Annotated in this window: 21 protein-coding genes; 8 read left to right on the forward strand and 13 right to left on the reverse strand. The window is 60.6% G+C overall.

Features of this window, described 5'->3' with window-relative positions; translation table 11 throughout:
* The first annotated feature begins 21 nt into the window (after positions 1 to 21).
* From KI610_RS03265 to KI610_RS03275, 3 genes are all read left to right on the forward strand, one after another.
* A complete protein-coding gene (locus tag KI610_RS03265) occupies positions 22 to 1257 on the forward strand; it encodes a hypothetical protein (RefSeq protein WP_226497261.1) in 1236 nt (411 codons plus the stop codon).
* 8 nt (positions 1258 to 1265) lie between these two features.
* The gene (locus tag KI610_RS03270; RefSeq protein ID WP_226497262.1) at positions 1266 to 1676 is read left to right on the forward strand and encodes a hypothetical protein; all 411 of its coding nucleotides are present in this window, start codon (positions 1266 to 1268) and stop codon (positions 1674 to 1676) included.
* Positions 1677 to 1927: 251 nt separating this feature from the next.
* The gene (locus KI610_RS03275) at positions 1928 to 2281 is read left to right on the forward strand and encodes a RidA family protein (RefSeq protein ID WP_226497263.1); all 354 of its coding nucleotides are present in this window, start codon (positions 1928 to 1930) and stop codon (positions 2279 to 2281) included.
* Here the strand turns inward: KI610_RS03275 and KI610_RS03280 are convergent.
* Positions 2272 to 2625 carry a hypothetical protein gene (locus KI610_RS03280; protein WP_226497264.1) on the reverse strand — a complete coding sequence of 118 codons (354 nt, stop codon included), beginning with the start codon at positions 2623 to 2625 and terminating at the stop codon, positions 2272 to 2274. The two genes, KI610_RS03275 and KI610_RS03280, sit on opposite strands and share 10 nt — an antisense overlap.
* A 27-nt stretch (positions 2626 to 2652) precedes the next feature.
* Between KI610_RS03280 and KI610_RS20005 the strand changes: the two genes are divergently transcribed.
* Positions 2653 to 2781: a hypothetical protein gene (locus KI610_RS20005; RefSeq protein WP_264179173.1), complete on the forward strand. Its 129-nt coding sequence runs from the start codon at positions 2653 to 2655 to the stop codon at positions 2779 to 2781.
* A 44-nt stretch (positions 2782 to 2825) separates the two neighbouring features.
* Here the strand turns inward: KI610_RS20005 and KI610_RS03285 are convergent, their stop codons facing one another.
* From KI610_RS03285 to KI610_RS03315, 7 genes are read right to left on the reverse strand one after another with little or no spacing between them, the layout of a single operon-like run.
* Positions 2826 to 3641, reverse strand: a complete 816-nt coding sequence (locus KI610_RS03285; RefSeq protein WP_226497265.1) for a peptidoglycan DD-metalloendopeptidase family protein — start codon at positions 3639 to 3641, stop codon at positions 2826 to 2828.
* On the reverse strand, positions 3638 to 4177 hold the full coding sequence (locus KI610_RS03290) for a protein disulfide oxidoreductase (RefSeq protein WP_226497266.1): 540 nt from the start codon (positions 4175 to 4177) through the stop codon (positions 3638 to 3640). The genes KI610_RS03285 and KI610_RS03290 overlap by 4 nt, the downstream gene beginning before the upstream one ends.
* Before the next feature lie 13 nt (positions 4178 to 4190).
* Positions 4191 to 5066: a KPN_02809 family neutral zinc metallopeptidase gene (ypfJ, locus tag KI610_RS03295; RefSeq protein ID WP_226497267.1), complete on the reverse strand. Its 876-nt coding sequence runs from the start codon at positions 5064 to 5066 to the stop codon at positions 4191 to 4193.
* 11 nt (positions 5067 to 5077) lie between these two features.
* Positions 5078 to 5890 (reverse strand): orotidine-5'-phosphate decarboxylase, encoded by an 813-nt coding sequence (gene pyrF, locus KI610_RS03300; protein ID WP_226497268.1) that lies wholly within the window; start codon positions 5888 to 5890, stop codon positions 5078 to 5080.
* Positions 5887 to 7068, reverse strand: a complete 1182-nt coding sequence (locus tag KI610_RS03305; protein WP_226497269.1) for an Eco57I restriction-modification methylase domain-containing protein — start codon at positions 7066 to 7068, stop codon at positions 5887 to 5889. Before KI610_RS03305 ends, pyrF begins: the two co-directional genes overlap by 4 nt.
* Positions 7069 to 7071: 3 nt before the next feature.
* On the reverse strand, positions 7072 to 7287 hold the full coding sequence (locus KI610_RS03310) for a hypothetical protein (protein WP_226497270.1): 216 nt from the start codon (positions 7285 to 7287) through the stop codon (positions 7072 to 7074).
* Between the two features lie 4 nt (positions 7288 to 7291).
* Positions 7292 to 9097 (reverse strand): glutamine--tRNA ligase/YqeY domain fusion protein, encoded by a 1806-nt coding sequence (locus tag KI610_RS03315; RefSeq protein WP_226497271.1) that lies wholly within the window; start codon positions 9095 to 9097, stop codon positions 7292 to 7294.
* 68 nt (positions 9098 to 9165) lie between these two features.
* On the opposite strand from KI610_RS03315, the gene crcB reads away from it, so the two are divergent.
* The gene (gene crcB / locus KI610_RS03320) at positions 9166 to 9573 is read left to right on the forward strand and encodes a fluoride efflux transporter CrcB (protein ID WP_226497272.1); all 408 of its coding nucleotides are present in this window, start codon (positions 9166 to 9168) and stop codon (positions 9571 to 9573) included.
* Positions 9574 to 9665: 92 nt separating this feature from the next.
* Here crcB and KI610_RS03325 read toward each other — a convergent pair whose 3' ends face one another.
* Together KI610_RS03325 and KI610_RS03330 are read right to left on the reverse strand one after the other, a co-directional pair.
* The gene (locus KI610_RS03325; protein WP_226497273.1) at positions 9666 to 10238 is read right to left on the reverse strand and encodes an FxDxF family PEP-CTERM protein; all 573 of its coding nucleotides are present in this window, start codon (positions 10236 to 10238) and stop codon (positions 9666 to 9668) included.
* A gap of 233 nt (positions 10239 to 10471) precedes the next feature.
* Entirely contained in the window at positions 10472 to 11374 is a 903-nt protein-coding gene (locus KI610_RS03330; protein WP_226497274.1) for a LysR family transcriptional regulator, read from the reverse strand.
* A gap of 120 nt (positions 11375 to 11494) precedes the next feature.
* On the opposite strand from KI610_RS03330, the gene KI610_RS03335 reads away from it, so the two are divergent.
* The gene (locus KI610_RS03335; RefSeq protein ID WP_226497275.1) at positions 11495 to 11788 is read left to right on the forward strand and encodes an RSP_7527 family protein; all 294 of its coding nucleotides are present in this window, start codon (positions 11495 to 11497) and stop codon (positions 11786 to 11788) included.
* A 7-nt stretch (positions 11789 to 11795) separates the two neighbouring features.
* Here the strand turns inward: KI610_RS03335 and KI610_RS03340 are convergent, their stop codons facing one another.
* Genes KI610_RS03340 through KI610_RS03350 form a run of 3 tightly spaced genes read right to left on the reverse strand, consistent with a single transcriptional unit; the run spans position 11796 to position 13765 of the window.
* Positions 11796 to 12632 (reverse strand): alpha/beta hydrolase, encoded by an 837-nt coding sequence (locus KI610_RS03340; protein ID WP_226497276.1) that lies wholly within the window; start codon positions 12630 to 12632, stop codon positions 11796 to 11798.
* A 43-nt stretch (positions 12633 to 12675) separates the two neighbouring features.
* On the reverse strand, positions 12676 to 13293 hold the full coding sequence (trhA, locus tag KI610_RS03345) for a PAQR family membrane homeostasis protein TrhA (protein WP_226497277.1): 618 nt from the start codon (positions 13291 to 13293) through the stop codon (positions 12676 to 12678).
* Between the two features lie 19 nt (positions 13294 to 13312).
* Positions 13313 to 13765 (reverse strand): hypothetical protein, encoded by a 453-nt coding sequence (locus KI610_RS03350; RefSeq protein ID WP_226497278.1) that lies wholly within the window; start codon positions 13763 to 13765, stop codon positions 13313 to 13315.
* 264 nt (positions 13766 to 14029) lie between these two features.
* On the opposite strand from KI610_RS03350, the gene KI610_RS03355 reads away from it, so the two are divergent.
* Both KI610_RS03355 and KI610_RS03360 read left to right on the forward strand, forming a co-directional pair.
* Complete coding sequence (locus KI610_RS03355) at positions 14030 to 14209, forward strand: hypothetical protein (RefSeq protein ID WP_226497279.1); 180 nt, start codon at positions 14030 to 14032, stop codon at positions 14207 to 14209.
* Positions 14210 to 14276: 67 nt separating this feature from the next.
* Positions 14277 to 14543 (forward strand): hypothetical protein, encoded by a 267-nt coding sequence (locus KI610_RS03360; protein ID WP_226497280.1) that lies wholly within the window; start codon positions 14277 to 14279, stop codon positions 14541 to 14543.
* Positions 14544 to 14699 lie beyond the last annotated feature (156 nt).

Consider the following 14699-nt stretch of genomic DNA (forward strand, 5'->3'; position numbering starts at 1 on the left):
CATGACAAACAAGTGCTATTGATGATGTCGCCCAAACTTCCCAATATCGGGCTGCTGCCCTTTCTGGCTGCGCTGGCACTGCCGGCACAGGCGGTCGATTTGACTTGGTCCGGCTTTGGAACCGTTGGTTTTGCCGTGTCCGATCAATCCTACAACTACCAGCGTTTTATCGACAATCGCGGCACTTTTAAACGCGACACCATTCTCGGTAGCCAGCTCGATGCCCGCTTGTCGCCACAGTGGAGCGCCACTATTCAGGCCAAAGTGGCCCCCTCCGATCACAGTGACACCGACTGGCAGGCTTCGCTGGCCTGGGCTTTTATCTCATGGCGGCCCAGTGACGACTGGCTGATTCGTGCCGGCAAGATTCGCCTGCCGTTGATGCTCAACACGGAAAATCACGACGTGGGAGCAACCTTCGATTTCGCCAGGCTGCCGCAAGAGGTGTACTCGGTTTCACCGTTGACCGACCTCGTGGGGCTGGGGGTCAGCAAGACCTGGTTTGGCGAGAGCATGGACTGGATTGCTGAAGTTTATGCCGGTAAGGTTGAGACAAATTGGCGATATTACGGGCGAGAAATGACGCCCGAACAGCGCTCGCCCGGAAGCTGGTTTCTTACTTACAACATCAAGAGCACTGGCTTGGTCCTGATGGCCCGGAGCCTGGAGAATACTTTTCGTATCGGAGCACATCGTGTTGAGGCATCGAGGGATGGTGCGAAGATCGGGATGCCGATCGTCAACGTTGGCGGCATTTATCAGTTTGGAAATGGTGGTGACGACAAGGTCGTAATTCCGCTGTTTACTGTCGGGGCAAGCGTCCTTTTGCCGGCAGATATCAAGATGAGCGGCGAGTATGCCCGGATCAAGATCGATAGTTCCAGCGAGGGCCTGAATCGCTGGGGGGCCTACCTTTCTTTGTCGAAGCGGATGGGCGCGTGGACGCCCTATGTCTATTACGCCAAAGCGAAATCCAAGGATTCGGCACTAGCCAAATATCAGGCAATTAATGGCAATGTTGTACCGGCTCCCTACGTGGCATCCCAAAAGTTTTTTGCTGACATCATCATTCCCTACGATCAATCGACCGTGGCGCTTGGGACAACCTATCGGCTGACACCGAGTGCCCTGCTCAAGGCCGAATGGTCGCAGGCTAATACCGGGGTCGCATCCAGTCTGGTCGATGCGCCTTCGGGCAGTGATAGTTCGCACCAGACTATCAACGTCTTTTCTCTTTCCTACAATTTCACCTTCTGAGCGGCTTGATGCGCCGTATTCTTCTTTTCCTCCTGTTTGCGTGCTTGCCGGCTCTCGCCCAGGCTGAGGAGGCGCTTGCCTTCATCGCTTATGGTGGCCTTCCCAAGACGGAGCAGTCTACCCTGCAACGGCTTTATACCGGGCGAGTGGTATCCATTGGCGAGCAGGCGGCAACACCGATCAATTACCCGGCCGGACATCCGTTGCGCGAAAGATTTCTGGCAACGATCATGGGGCAGAGTGAGGAGCAGTACACCGGCTATTGGCTGGTTCGCCGTTATGTTGGCAAAGGCGCGCCCCCCCTTGTGCTGCCGGATGTCGATGCGGTTGTGGCCCATGTTTTGGCTACGCCGGGGGCCGTCGGTTACGTCCCTTTGTCGAAAGTACCACCCGGCGGAAATGTGATTTTCAGGCGTTAACTCGCTAGCTTTTTTCTGCCGGAGTGATAAGCTGAATTCGTGTTGTGGTTTGTAGCAAGCCCGGCATGAAGTGGTAGTGCCCGCTACGCTGCTGGAGATTCTATGGCCGTATTCAATAGAAGTTTTCTTGAGATTACCGTGTAGTACTCCGTAACGGCGAATAGCCGAATGCCCCAGCCGAAAGAGCCGGGGTCGCAGTAAACGAAGCCCGTGCCTGAACAGCATGGGCTTCACTTTTTCAGGGATTGAAAATGTCGATTCAACGTTATGGCACGACTCGCCGCTATTCCGACAGCGTTGTTCACGCTGGCACAGTTTATCTTGTCGAGGTGCCGGCCAACCTTGATGCCGACGTTACCGCCCAGACCGAAAACCTCCTGGCCAGCGTCGACCGGCTGCTTGCTCAGGCCGGCAGCGACAAGTCGCACTTGTTGATGGTGACGATCTACCTGGCAGACATGGCCGATTACGATGCGATGAACGCGGTTTGGGATGCTTGGGTGCCGGACGGCCACGCTCCGACCCGCGCCTGTGTGCAGGCCAGACTGGCCAATCCGAAATATCGCGTGGAAATGGCGTTGACCGCAGCCGTAGCTCAGGGCTGAACGTCGGCGCTACAGTCGCAGCCTTGGCCGGCCGCGATCCAGCGGGCGAGCAGTCGTTGGGCAAAGGGTTCGACGCTTGCCGGAAGCAGGCCGAGGTAAGTTCGCGGATTGACTAGAAAGTCGCAGTGATAGCGTTGTTCTGCATCTGACCACTGTAGTGCCGGGCACGGCCCCTTTATTTTTAGAAAGCGCAGGCGGGCGGCCGGGCAGGTTTCCAGCGCGCAGCACACGCCGCAGCCATTGCAGGGCTGGCCTTCAGGCGGTTTTTTGGGGGCGGCAGCGTGGAGGTGAATGGTTTGTTCTTGCACGTTGCGTAATGAACCATGTCTGGCCAAATTGATCAAACTCCTGCAATTTTTTGAAAGGAGCCCATGATGACCAAACTGATTTCTGCATTGCTCGCTGCGGTGTTTGCACTGACCAGCGTTTCTGCCCTGGCGTGTGGTGACAAGGCGAAAGATGAAAAACAGATGAGTACGCCGGCCAAGCCCAAGGTTTAGTGGTTCTTGCCAGCGCGCAGGCGGCTTCGGTCGCCTGTTTGCGTTTACGGCCGGGAGAGGAACAGTTCGGGATCGACCGGGGTGTTGTTGAGAATCACGGCCCAATGCAGGTGTGGACCGGTGACACGGCCGGTGGAACCGACGGCGCCCAGCGGTTCTCCCTTTTTGACGGTCTGGCCGGCGCGCACATCGGTGCGCGAAAGGTGCATGTAGGCCGTGATGAGCCCCTGGCCGTGGTCGATGAAAACGGTGTTGCCGTTGAAAAAATAATCGCCGACGTTGGCGATGACACCGTCGGCTGGAGCGGTGACCGGTGCGCCGGTGCCGATGGCGACATCGAGGCCGGCGTGCGGGTTGCGTGGCAGGCCGTTGAAGATGCGGCGCAGGCCGAAGCGTGATGAGAGCGGCCCCTTGGCTGGCAGGGAAAAATCGGTGGCTGGCGGTGTCCCGGAAAAGTGGCGCTTGATGGCCTCGGTGATTTTTTTCTCGCGCTCGATTCTCGCAAGGTCGTCCGGGTTGGGTTCGACCTTGCGCTTGTCCTTGATGGTCAGGCGCTGTTCCGGGTAATTCCTTATCTGGACGCTGATTTGCTTGGTTGCTACGGTCAACCCGAAAAAAACGCTAATTTCGAAATCGCCGGGCAGGGTGCCGAGCGGGATGCCGAGCAGGGCGAACCAGCGTCCGTTGTCGCGGACGACGGCAATCTGCTGTTCACCCCAGCGGGCGGTCGGGACCGTCTGGCTGGCCGGGCCGAGATCGATGACGGCGACGCCGCCCGGGACCGGCGCATGTTTGGGCAGGGCGAAAGCGCTGGCGGCGTAGCCCAACAGCAGGGCGAGGGCAAAGCGGGTGATTTTCATGAGTGGCTCCGGCTGGCCCACCACAAACGCAGGCGCAGTCCGATTTCGCTGGTGTAGCCCATTGCGGTGCTGCTGATATTGCCGTCGGGGCCGACGATGACGAAAGCTGGAACGCCCTGGAAACCGTATTGCCGGAAAATTTCGGAGGCCGGATCGGCGATGGTCGGCCAGGCGTATTCGCGCTGGCGCACGGTTTCGGCGACTTTTTCCGTGGGGCCGGACTGCATGGCGATGGTGATGAGCGGCCAGTCGGCGTTGATGCTGCTGATGGTGCCGGCGTTGGCTTTGCAGACGCCGCACCAGTCGGCCCAGAAGTAGATCAAGAGCGCCTGGCCGGGATGCTGCTGGCGCCAGATTGTCAGGTCGAAGGCTTGGCCATCGATCTGCTGTCCGACAAACTGCGGCGCCGGGCCGTGCGGCGTGTTGCGCATCTGCCAGGCCTGGAAGGCAGCGAACAGGACGACGAAGATGAGCGCTTCAAGCGCCCAGCGGCGCCAGCGTGGCACCGCTTTTTTGCCGGGCGTTGTCTCGGTCAAGCGGCCGCCCGGCTTACAGGCGGTCGGTCTTGAAGGTGTTGCACTGGTTCATGTCGCCGGTTTCAAAGCCCTTCCGGAACCAGCGGACGCGTTGCTCCGAGCTGCCGTGGGTAAAGCTCTCCGGGACGATGCGGCCCTGCGCTTGTTGCTGCAGGCGGTCGTCGCCGATGGCCGAGGCGGCGGTCAGGGCGGCTTCGAGGTCGCCAGGTTCGAGCACGTTTTTCATGGTGTCGGTACGCTTGCCCCAGACGCCGGCCAAGCAGTCAGCCTGCAGTTCCATGCGCACGGAGAGGGCGTTGGCTTCGCGCTCACTGACGCGTTGCTTGGTCTGATGCACCTTGTCGGCGATACCGAGCAGGTTCTGCACGTGGTGGCCAACTTCGTGGGCGATGACGTAGGCCTGGGCGAATTCGCCGGGTGCCTTGAAGCGATCCTTGAGGTCACGATAGAAGGCGAGGTCGATGTAAACCTTCTGGTCGCCCGGGCAGTAGAACGGACCCATGGCCGACTGGCCGGTGCCGCAGGCGGTCGGCGTGGCGCCGGTGAACAGCACGAGCTTGGGTTCCTGATACTGGCGGCCGTTGGCGCGGAAGACTTCGTTCCAGGTGTCTTCGGTCGAGGCCAGCACCTTGGAGACGAATTTGGCCATCTGGTCATCGGCCGGCGGGCGCCGTGCTTCAGGTGAGCTTTGCTCGATGGCCGGCATGCCGCCGCCGCTCAGCATGTTGAGCACGGTCAGTGGATTGACGCCGAGAAAATAGCTGGCGACCAGCGCGATGGCGATGGTGCCCAGGCCCATGCGGCCGCCACCCAGACGCAAGCCACCGCCACCACCGCTGCCGCGGCGGTCTTCGAGGTTGTCGCTTTCGCGTTGGTCGTCCATGCGCATGGCAGTTTTCCTTAGCGGTATTGATTGATGGCGTCGCGGGTTTCGATTGCCACCTGGCGGGCGGCTGTGGCAAAGCCTTCGTCCTTGCCGGCATAGAGAATGGCACGCGACGAATTGATCATCAAGCCGGTTCCATTTTGCGTGCGACCCGCCTTGACGGTGGCTTCGATGTCGCCGCCCTGGGCGCCGATGCCCGGGACGAGCAGCGGCACGTCGCCGACGATGGCGCGGACGCGGGCGATCTCGGCCGGGAAGGTGGCGCCGACGACGAGGCTGATCTGGCCGGAGGTGTTCCATTCGTGCGAGGCCAGACGGGCGACGCGTTCGTAGAGTTTTTCGCCGCCGACATCGAGAAACTGCAGGTCGGAGCCGCCCGGGTTGGAGGTCCGGCAGAGCAGGATGACGCCCTTGTCCGGGTAGGCCAGATAGGGATCGACCGAGTCGCGGCCCATGTAGGGATTGACCGTGACGGCGTCGGCCTGGTAGCGCTCGAAGGCTTCGACGGCGTATTGCTCGGCAGTCGAGCCGATGTCGCCGCGCTTGGAATCGAGGATGACCGGGATGCCGGGATGCTTGTCGTGGATGTGGGCGATCAGCGCTTCGAGCTGGTCTTCGGCGCGGCGGGCGGCGAAGTAGGCGATCTGCGGCTTGAAGGAGCAGACGAGGTCGGCCGTGGCGTCGACGATGGCGGCGCAGAACTCGAAAATCGCGTCATTGCGGCCCTTGAGGTGGGCCGGGAACTTGGCCGGGTCGGGGTCGAGGCCGACGCAAAGCAGCGAGTTGTTCTTTTGCCAGGCGGCGGCCAGTTGCTTGATGAAGGTCATGCGACGTCCTTGTGCTTTTCAGACGGTAAATAGCGGGAGAATTTTTCCGGCAGCAGGCAATTCTGCAGGCTGCGCTGGGTGAACAGGAAGCGGCCGTCGCAGACGAAGCCGAGCTGCTGCCAGTCGACTTCCTTGTTGAGCATCATCGTGCATTCGATCAGGTCGCGGCGGGCGATCCGCGTATTCTTGGGGAACAGGGCGAGGATGGCGCCGTCGAAGCTGTGGCAGTCGTGCAGGAAGAAAGGTTCCGGCTTGCGCGTCCGGCCATTGACGTAGATGCGCGGCAGTTCGCTGACCGGGAAGGCGCGGCCCCACTGCCACCAGTTGCGCTCGTCGAAGGCCTTGACGCGGCGGGCGAGCAGTTCATCCTTGTGCTTGTCGAGGTGCGGATGCTTGATGCCGTACAGCATGCGCCGCGTTTCGCCGGTTTCCACGGTCTTCGAGAAAACGAATTCCATGTTGCCTTTGGGGTGCGTGTAGATGTGGTCAGCCCCGGAAACGGCGCCGACCTTGACTGAAAAGACGTCGGCGAAGCGCAGGCTGTGATCATCGCGCAGGAACATCAACTGCCCATCGGCCTCGACGAAGCAGCGGCCATCGGCCATGCGGCGGTCCGTGCGGCCTTTTTCGAAGCGGAAGATGCAGCAGTTGGGCGTGGCACCGTCGAAAACGCGAACATCGCCAGTTTCGTAGAAATGCGTGATGCTGCCCTGCTCGAACAGCCAGCGATTGAGCTTGCGGGCGGCGGTCAGCTTGATGAACTCTCTCGGCACGATGAACACCAGTTCGCCGCCCGGTTTGAGGTGGCGGATGCACTTTTCGATGAAGAACAGGAAGAGGTTGCTGCGCGCATCGAATAATTCCGATTTCAGGCGTTTTTTCGTGTTGACCGTGACATCCTGAAAACGAACATAGGGCGGGTTGCCGATGATGCTGTCGAACTGCTCGCTGAGCGGGTAGGCGAAAAAGTCACAGACCTGAGCACCTTCCGGGGCAACGCGCGGGTCGACCTCGATGCCGACGCAATCGGCTTGCCGGGCCTTCAACTCGTTGAAGAAGGCGCCGTCCCCGGCCGACGGTTCGAGCGTCCGCCCCTTGTTTGTGCACAGATCGAGCATGAAGGCCACCACATTGGGCGGCGTGAAGACCTGGCCGAGTTGTTCGACGTCGCGGGGCATGGCTCAGTCCGGCTGGCCGTCTTTGGCGGGCTGGTCGGGGGCGGCTTTGGGCATGTCAGCGCGCCCCTTCTTTTCCCAGTAGCGCGTGTTCTTGCTCTCGTCGGCGAAGCGGTAGCGCCCGTAAAGCTCGCAACCCTTCATGCCGGGATCGCACGGCAGATTATTGATCTTGAGACAATGATCATTGATCTCGTGCGGGCAGCCCCATCCTCCTGCCATGGCCTTAGCTCGCCTTGCCCCACGAATCCTTGAGCGTGACGGCCCGGTTGAAGACCGGGGCACCCGGCTTCGAATCGACACGGTCGGCGACGAAGTAGCCGTGGCGCTCGAACTGGAAACGTTCTTCCGGCTTGGCTTCGCGCAGGCTGGCTTCGAGCTGGGCGGTAATGGTCCGGGCGGAATCAGCGTTCATGTCGTCGAGGAAATCGCGCTCCAGGTCTGGTGCATCGCCTTCGCGCCGGGCGCCGGGGGCGGGCACCTTGAACAGGCGCTCGTAGAGGCGGATTTCGGCGGCGTAGGACTGGGCGGCAGAGACCCAGTGCAGATTGCCCTTGACCTTGACGCTGTCGGCACCCGGCGTGCCGGACTTGGTTTCGGGCAAATAATTGCAGTGCACCGCAGTAATTTTCCCGTTTTCATCCTTGTCGCAGCCGGTGCATTCGACCACGTAGCCGTAGCGCAGACGGGCCATGTTGCCGGGGAACAGACGGCGGAAGCCTTTGCTCGGGACTTCCATGAAGTCTTCGCCCTCGATCCACAATTCGCGGCTGAAAGGCACGGTGCGCTGGCCGAGTTCCGGGTGCAGCGGGTGATTCGGCGCGTGGCACTCCTCGACCTGGTCGGCCGGGTAGTTGTCGATGATCAGCTTGACCGGGTCGAGTACGGCGATGCGGCGCAGGTCGGATTCGTTCATCACCTCGCGCATGGCGTCTTCGAACAGCACGTAATCGATCAGCGAGTCGTTCTTGGTAACGCCAACGCGCTCCATGAACAGGCGGAAGCCGCCGGCCGAATAGCCGCGGCGACGGGCGCCGACGAGGGTCGGCATGCGCGGATCGTCCCAGCCGCTGACGTGCTTTTCATCAACGAGCTGGATGAGCTTGCGCTTGCTCAAAACTACGTAGGTCAGGTTGAGGCGCGAGAACTCGATTTGCTGCGGCAACGGGCGCTGGAGCAGGCCGGCTTCGGCCAGACGCTCGAGTAGCCAGTCGTAGAACGGGCGCTGGTCTTCAAATTCAAGCGTGCAGATCGAATGGGTGATGTTTTCCAGCGCATCCTCGATCGGATGCGCGAAGGTGTACATCGGATAGACGCAGTACTTGTCGCCGGTGTTGTGGTGCGTGGCGTGGCGGATACGGTAAATCGCCGGGTCGCGCAGGTTGATGTTCGGCGCGGCCATATCGATCTTGGCGCGCAGGATGTGGGCGCCATCGGCGAACTCGCCGGCCTGCATGCGCTTGAACAAATCCATGTTCTCGGCGACGGAGCGGTCGCGGAAGGGCGAGTTCTTGCCGGGCTGGGTCAGCGTGCCGCGGTTGGCGCGCATTTCGTCGGCTGACTGGCTATCGACGTAGGCGTGGCCGGCGCTGATCAAGGCCTCGGCTGATTGCAGCATCCAGTCGAAATAGTTCGAGGCGTAGTAGAGGTTGGTTTCGCCGTCGTTCTCCCATGAGCAGCCGAGCCATTTGACGGCATCGATGATGGAATCAACGTACTCCTGGTCTTCCTTCTCCGGATTGGTGTCATCGAAACGCAAGTGGCAGCGGCCGCCGTATTGCTCGGCAAGACCGAAATTGAGCAGGATGGACTTGGCGTGGCCGAAATGCAGGTAGCCGTTCGGCTCGGGCGGGAAGCGGGTGCGCAGTTTGGCCGGATCGAGCGGCGCTGCGGTGTGGTCGGCAGCCGTGCCAGGATGGCCAGCCCAGCGGCGTTGGGCGTGTTTGCCGGCGGCGAGATCGGCTTCGACGATGTTCTTGATGAAATTGGCGGCGGGGGCCGGGGTGCTGGCGGGCTGGTTGGGGCTGCTCACGGTAAAACCTCTGATTTCAATCTCGCCATTTTAACGGTTGGGGCCCATAAACCGCTAAAATTCACGGAATGTCTGCATTGCATAACCTTTCCGCGCTCAACTTCCTGGCTATCGGCTTTGGTGCAGCCCTGGGCGCGTGGTCGCGCTGGTTTCTCGGCTTGGCGCTCAATCCGCTATTCGTCGCCTTGCCGCTTGGTACCCTGGCGGCCAATGTGATTGGCGGCTACCTGATCGGGGTGGCAGTCGGCATCTTTCACCTCAACACCCATTTTCCGCTGGCTTGGAAGCTGTTCGCGATTACCGGCTTTCTCGGCGGATTGACCACGTTTTCGACCTTCTCAGCCGAAGTGGTCGAGCGCCTGCTGGCCGGTCAGCCCGCCTGGGCCATTGGCCTCGCCTCGGTGCATCTGGCCGGTTCGCTGACGGCGACCTATCTTGGACTGCTGACGGTTGGCGCGACGCGTATCTGGTCCTGATCTCTATCAGCCAGCGTGGCTGGCTCCGATACGTCGGACGAAAAAAAGCCCTTCGGCAAGCCGAAGGGCTTTTTTTCAGGCAGAAGGCCTGATCAGGCGGCTTTGCGGCGCGCAACCGCGCCAATGATGCCCAGACCGGCCAAGAACATTGCGTAGGACTCAGGTTCAGGAACAGGAGCCGCTGAAATGGTGAGAGTGTAAGGCCAGTTTTTATCGCCGGTCCCGGAAAAATCTTGGGCCAGATTGTAGCCAGTGACGGCGACGTAGTAGGTTCCGGCAGAGACGCTGCGCGTCAGGTGCGAGTCATAATTGTCGTCGCTAATGTCGTCGTTCATGTCGATCAGATTACCGGTGCTGCTGAACAGGCCGACCATGGGGTCGTTCTCGCCGGCTGGGCCAGTAAGCGTGGCGACTGAAAAGGTGAAGTTCAGTGTGCTGGCAGTCGAGAACTTGTAGTAATCGACTGAGCTGTTCAGAAACGGAGGGAAGTCAAAGCGAAGGCCAACCACATTCACTTCGGATCCACTAACTAACGAACCAAGGTCCTGAGCAGTGGCGATAGTATCGTTGGACTCTACTTCGCTGATAACGATGGGTGCGTTGGCTTGAGCACCTGCGCTGGCAGCGATCGCTGCGATGCAGATTGCTTTTTTGATGGAGTTCATTGGAATCCTCGTGAAGAGTTGGGTGGCCTGAGCCAGAATGCATAAACGTTGATGTTGGCATTTTTTCGCGTTTGGTTGTTCTGTGCAATAGTCCATTTGGATCGGAGGGGAGGGGTTGCCTGGAACATGGGGTGTTGGCTGCCTTTTGAAATTTGGGTGTTTTTTCCGGTTGACCGTGGAACTCGAAAAAGTCCACCCGTTGGCGCCTTGCGGCCGGATACGAGCCGGGACGCCTACACCCGCCAGGGCGCGCGCCCGAACTCTTCAACGAGAAAGTCCACCATGACCCGGACCTTGGGCGCGAGGTGGCGGCCGCTGGGGTAGGTGACGAACAGCGGGACCGGTTCGACGTGGTGCCAGTCGGTGAGAATCGGGACCAGGGCGCCGCGGCGGATGGCCTGGCCGACGATGACATCGGTCAGGCGGGTGATGCCGACGCCGGCGACGGCCAGTTGCAGCACCGTTTCGGCATTGTTGGCGACGACGTTGCCGCCGATATGGACGACCCGGATGCCGTCGTTGGTATCGAAGGGCCAGCGGCGCAAGGCGGGCAGGGTGGTGATCCACAGACAGTTGTGCTGTTGCAGGTCGTCCGGTGTGCGCGGCGTGCCGAAGCGTTCGAGATAGCTCGGGGCAGCGCAGATGACGCGTTCGAGGTTGCAGATGCGGCGGGCCACGCTGGAGGAGTCGTCGAGCGCGCCGATGCGGATGGTCAGGTCGAAATGGTCATCGGCCGGAGCCGGCGGTACGTCGTTGATGGTGACTTCGAGCTCGATGTCTCGATGCTTTTCGAGAAAACGCGGGATGGCCGGCGTCAATTGGTGCATGCCGAAGGCAGAGCCGCAATGCAGGCGCAGCAGGCCGCGCGGATGGGTGCCGGCTTCGGCTACTTCGGCCTCGGCTTCGTCCATTGCCGTGAGGATCGGCCGGGCCCGGTTGAAGAAGGCCTCGCCTTCGACGGTTAGCTGCAGGCGGCGGGTCGTCCGGGTGAGCAGGCGGGCGCCGAGGCGGTCTTCCAGGCGAGTGACCAGTTTGGACAGCGCCGACGGGGTCAGCCCCATTTCCCGGGCCGCCGCGGAGAATCCGCCGGTTTCCACGGTGCGAACAAAAGCGGTCATTTCGGCGGCGCGATCCATGATTTTATTATGGATGAAAATTCACAAATGTTTTGCCAGTAAGCCTAATTGTTATTCGAATTGACGGCAATTAGACTTCGATTTGTGCAATGTTGCGTTGCAACAAATAAGGAGTGAATCATGACCCCCATCGACATCCCGACCATTGAACGTCAAGCGCGTGAGCTTCGTGCTGCAGAAATTCGCCGTCTGCACGGACTGTTTGCCGAGCGTTCGGCGTTGCTGCTCCAACTGGCGACCGGCAGTGCCCTGGCTGGCGCTCGTGCTCTTGGTGAAACGCTCCGCCCCTTGTTTGCCTGGAATCCGCAGACCAGACCGGTGTCGCACACGCCGTCTATTGAGACCGCTTTTGCCCGCCTGAATAACGTGGTGCGGGCGCTGTTTTCGTGGAATCCGCAGGAACGCCGCTCCTGAATCAGGGTTAGCGCAGGCGTTCGGCCAGCTGTGGCGATAGCCGGCCAAGAAAGCCTTCGACGGCGACGGTGTAATCTGTCGCTTCGCCGAGCTCGCTGTTGATTTCACCATGCGTTTTGTCGAGCGCCAGGACTTCGGCCTGTGTTCCCACATGCTGCGCCCGAGCGACGAAAGCACGAGCCTGCGGACAGGCGTCATCGCGGCGACTGGAGCAGACGGCAAGCATCGGCGGCGTTGCCTGCTGCAGATGGTGAATCGGCGAGGCTGCTATCCAATCGGCCGGGTTGTTGCCGAAAGCCCGGTTGTACAGGCGGAAATGCTTGGCATTCATGATGGCCGGCACATCGAGCGCGCCGCTGTCGAGCAGGATGAAACCTCGCGGTGTCTGAGCGCCAGCCTCGGTCAGCAGTTCCGGGCGGGCGCCAAGTAGCGCGATCAGGTGGGCGCCGGCCGAATGGCCCATTAAAACGATATTGCTGCGGTCAACACCCAATTTTTGCCAATTTCGCTGCACGTCGGCCAGCGCCCGTGCCACGTCGCGCGCCTGTTCCAGCGGCTGTGCCTTGGGCTGCATGCGGTAATTGATCGAAACGAAGGCGATGCCGCGCGGTAACCAGCGGTCGACCTTGTTGTTGACGACGCGACTCATGTCCTTGTCGCCACGCCGCCAGCCGCCGCCATGGACCATCAGGATGAGCGGAGCGTTGTCGCTGGTCGCCGGCCGGTAGAGGTCGTAGCGTTGATCGGGGTCAGTGCCGTAGGCGATATCGCTCAGCGTCGGGGCGCCTGCCGCATGGGCAACGGTGGCGCAGATGGCAAGAAGCAAGGCAGTGAGCAGGGGCATGGTGAGTTCCATTGGTCAAAAAGCCAATGGCATTTTGGCAGACTCAGACCACGTAAAACAGTATCGCGATGAAGTGCATGAGGCTGCCGGCGATCACGAAGAGGTGCCAGATGCCGTGCCAGTGCCGAAAGCGCTCGTCGAAGGCAAAGAAGATGATGCCGACGGTGTAAAACACGCCACCGGCCGCCAGCCAGAGGAAGCCGGCCAGCCCAAGGCTGGCCAGCAGCGGCTCGATGGCGACCAGCACGATCCAGCCCATGACGGCGTAAATGACCAGCGACATGACGCGCGCTTCGGAGCGCGGCTTGATTTCCTGCAGCATGCCGACGACGGCCAGCGTCCACACGATGCCGAACAGCCACCAGCCCCACGGGCCGCGCAGGCTGATCAGGCAGAACGGCGTATAGCTGCCGGCGATGAGCAGGTAGATCGACAGATGGTCGAGCTTGCGCAGGATGCGTTTGAACGGCCCGCGCACGCTGTGGTAGATCGTCGAGATGCTGTAGAGCATGACCAGCGTGACGCCATAAACGACGACGCTGGCGGTCTTCAGGGTATCGCCGCTGAGCGCGGCGGCGACAATCAGCCAGATCGCCCCGGTCAGGGCTAGCAGTGCACCAAACAGGTGGGTCCAGGCGTTGAAGCGCTCTCCGTGATACATCGCCGGTGTTGTCGCAGGCCTAGCGCAGGGGCGCCAGGGCGGGCTCGATGAGATAAGCCTCGAGTTGCTGGTCGTAGTCCTTGAAGTGCTCGAGCAGGGTCTGGTGGATATGGTCGATGCCTTCAATCGCCAGTACGCAATTGCCATCTTCTGAAAAAATGACACGAATCGCCTTCAGTTGCTGGGCAATGTCCATGTGCGCCTGATTGTGGGCAAGGCGATGCGCCGACGGCACCTGGTCTTCCATGAACATCAGTTCGATCAGGTTGTGTTTGAGCGTGGTCTCGACGAAGGAACGGATCATTTGTTCGATGTTGCCGTGGCAGACGCCTTTGCGGCTGGCGCTACAGTCGTTGCAATTGTCGATTTTGCCGCGCTCGGTGCATTCCGACCGGATGCGATCGATCAGATGCAGCATGTGCTCGTGATCCCGGCGGATTTTGTTGACCGCTTCTTCACCATTCGTTGGCATGACTTTGTTTCCTTTCAGGAAAACATTGCAGCCCGGAGCTGCGGCCAAATTGTTCCGACAGTAGCCCGAATCTTCGAATCGGGTACTGGACTTAGGTTGTTTCTTTGGCAAACAGTTCCGGTTTGTGCATCCAACGTCGGCGAACTGGCTGTCGGATGGTTTAGAAAAGTCGGCCGAGATGCCCGGCCAGACCTCGTTCGTTGACGAAAGTAGATTGGTCCGTGCTGCATTTTAGTGGCGAGGAAGTCGGTATTGGCCAGATCGATGTCGGGCTCCGCCGAGTTCGCCGCATTTGGGGCAGGCAATGCTCTGCCCGGCGAGATTGTCCGGCTGCTCGGCGAGCAGGGTGCATTTGTTGCAGCGGATGATGGCCATGATGTTGTCGAAAGAGGATATGCGGAAAGTATAAACCGGGTGGGGGCAGGGCGGCGTCGCTGGAAGTGAAACGAAACTGAAACATTGGCGTAAGACAATGGCCCCGTTACCGCCTAACCACCTTCAGGAGATTTTCATGCGTTCCCTGCTTATTGCTGCTGCCGTCGCCCTTACCCTGACCGCTTGCGCCACCCAGTCTACCCCGCCCGCCGCAGCGCCCGCGCCGGCTGCCGCTGCCGCCCCGGCACCGGCCCCGGCCCCGAAGCCTGCCCCGCAGTGCTACAACGGTGATTCCGGCAAGTTTGAAGCCGTGGGCACCATGACGACGATTTCCGGCGTCAAGGTTACCTGCGAAAAGACCAGCGACGGCAAGAATGCTCAATGGATGGGCGTCAAGAAGTAATCGCCCCTTTGTTATGCCAGACGCCGCCTTGCGAGGCGGCGTTTTGCTTTTTGGGGCGCGGCAACGCCCGGTTCGGGACATTTCAAATTTAGGCAAAATTTCCGGTTGACCGTGGCAATCCGGACGACCGGCAGTGGCACATCGAATTGGCGCGGT

The sequence above is a fragment of the Ferribacterium limneticum genome (assembly GCF_020510565.1).
GTDB lineage: Bacteria > Pseudomonadota > Gammaproteobacteria > Burkholderiales > Rhodocyclaceae > Azonexus > Azonexus limneticus_B.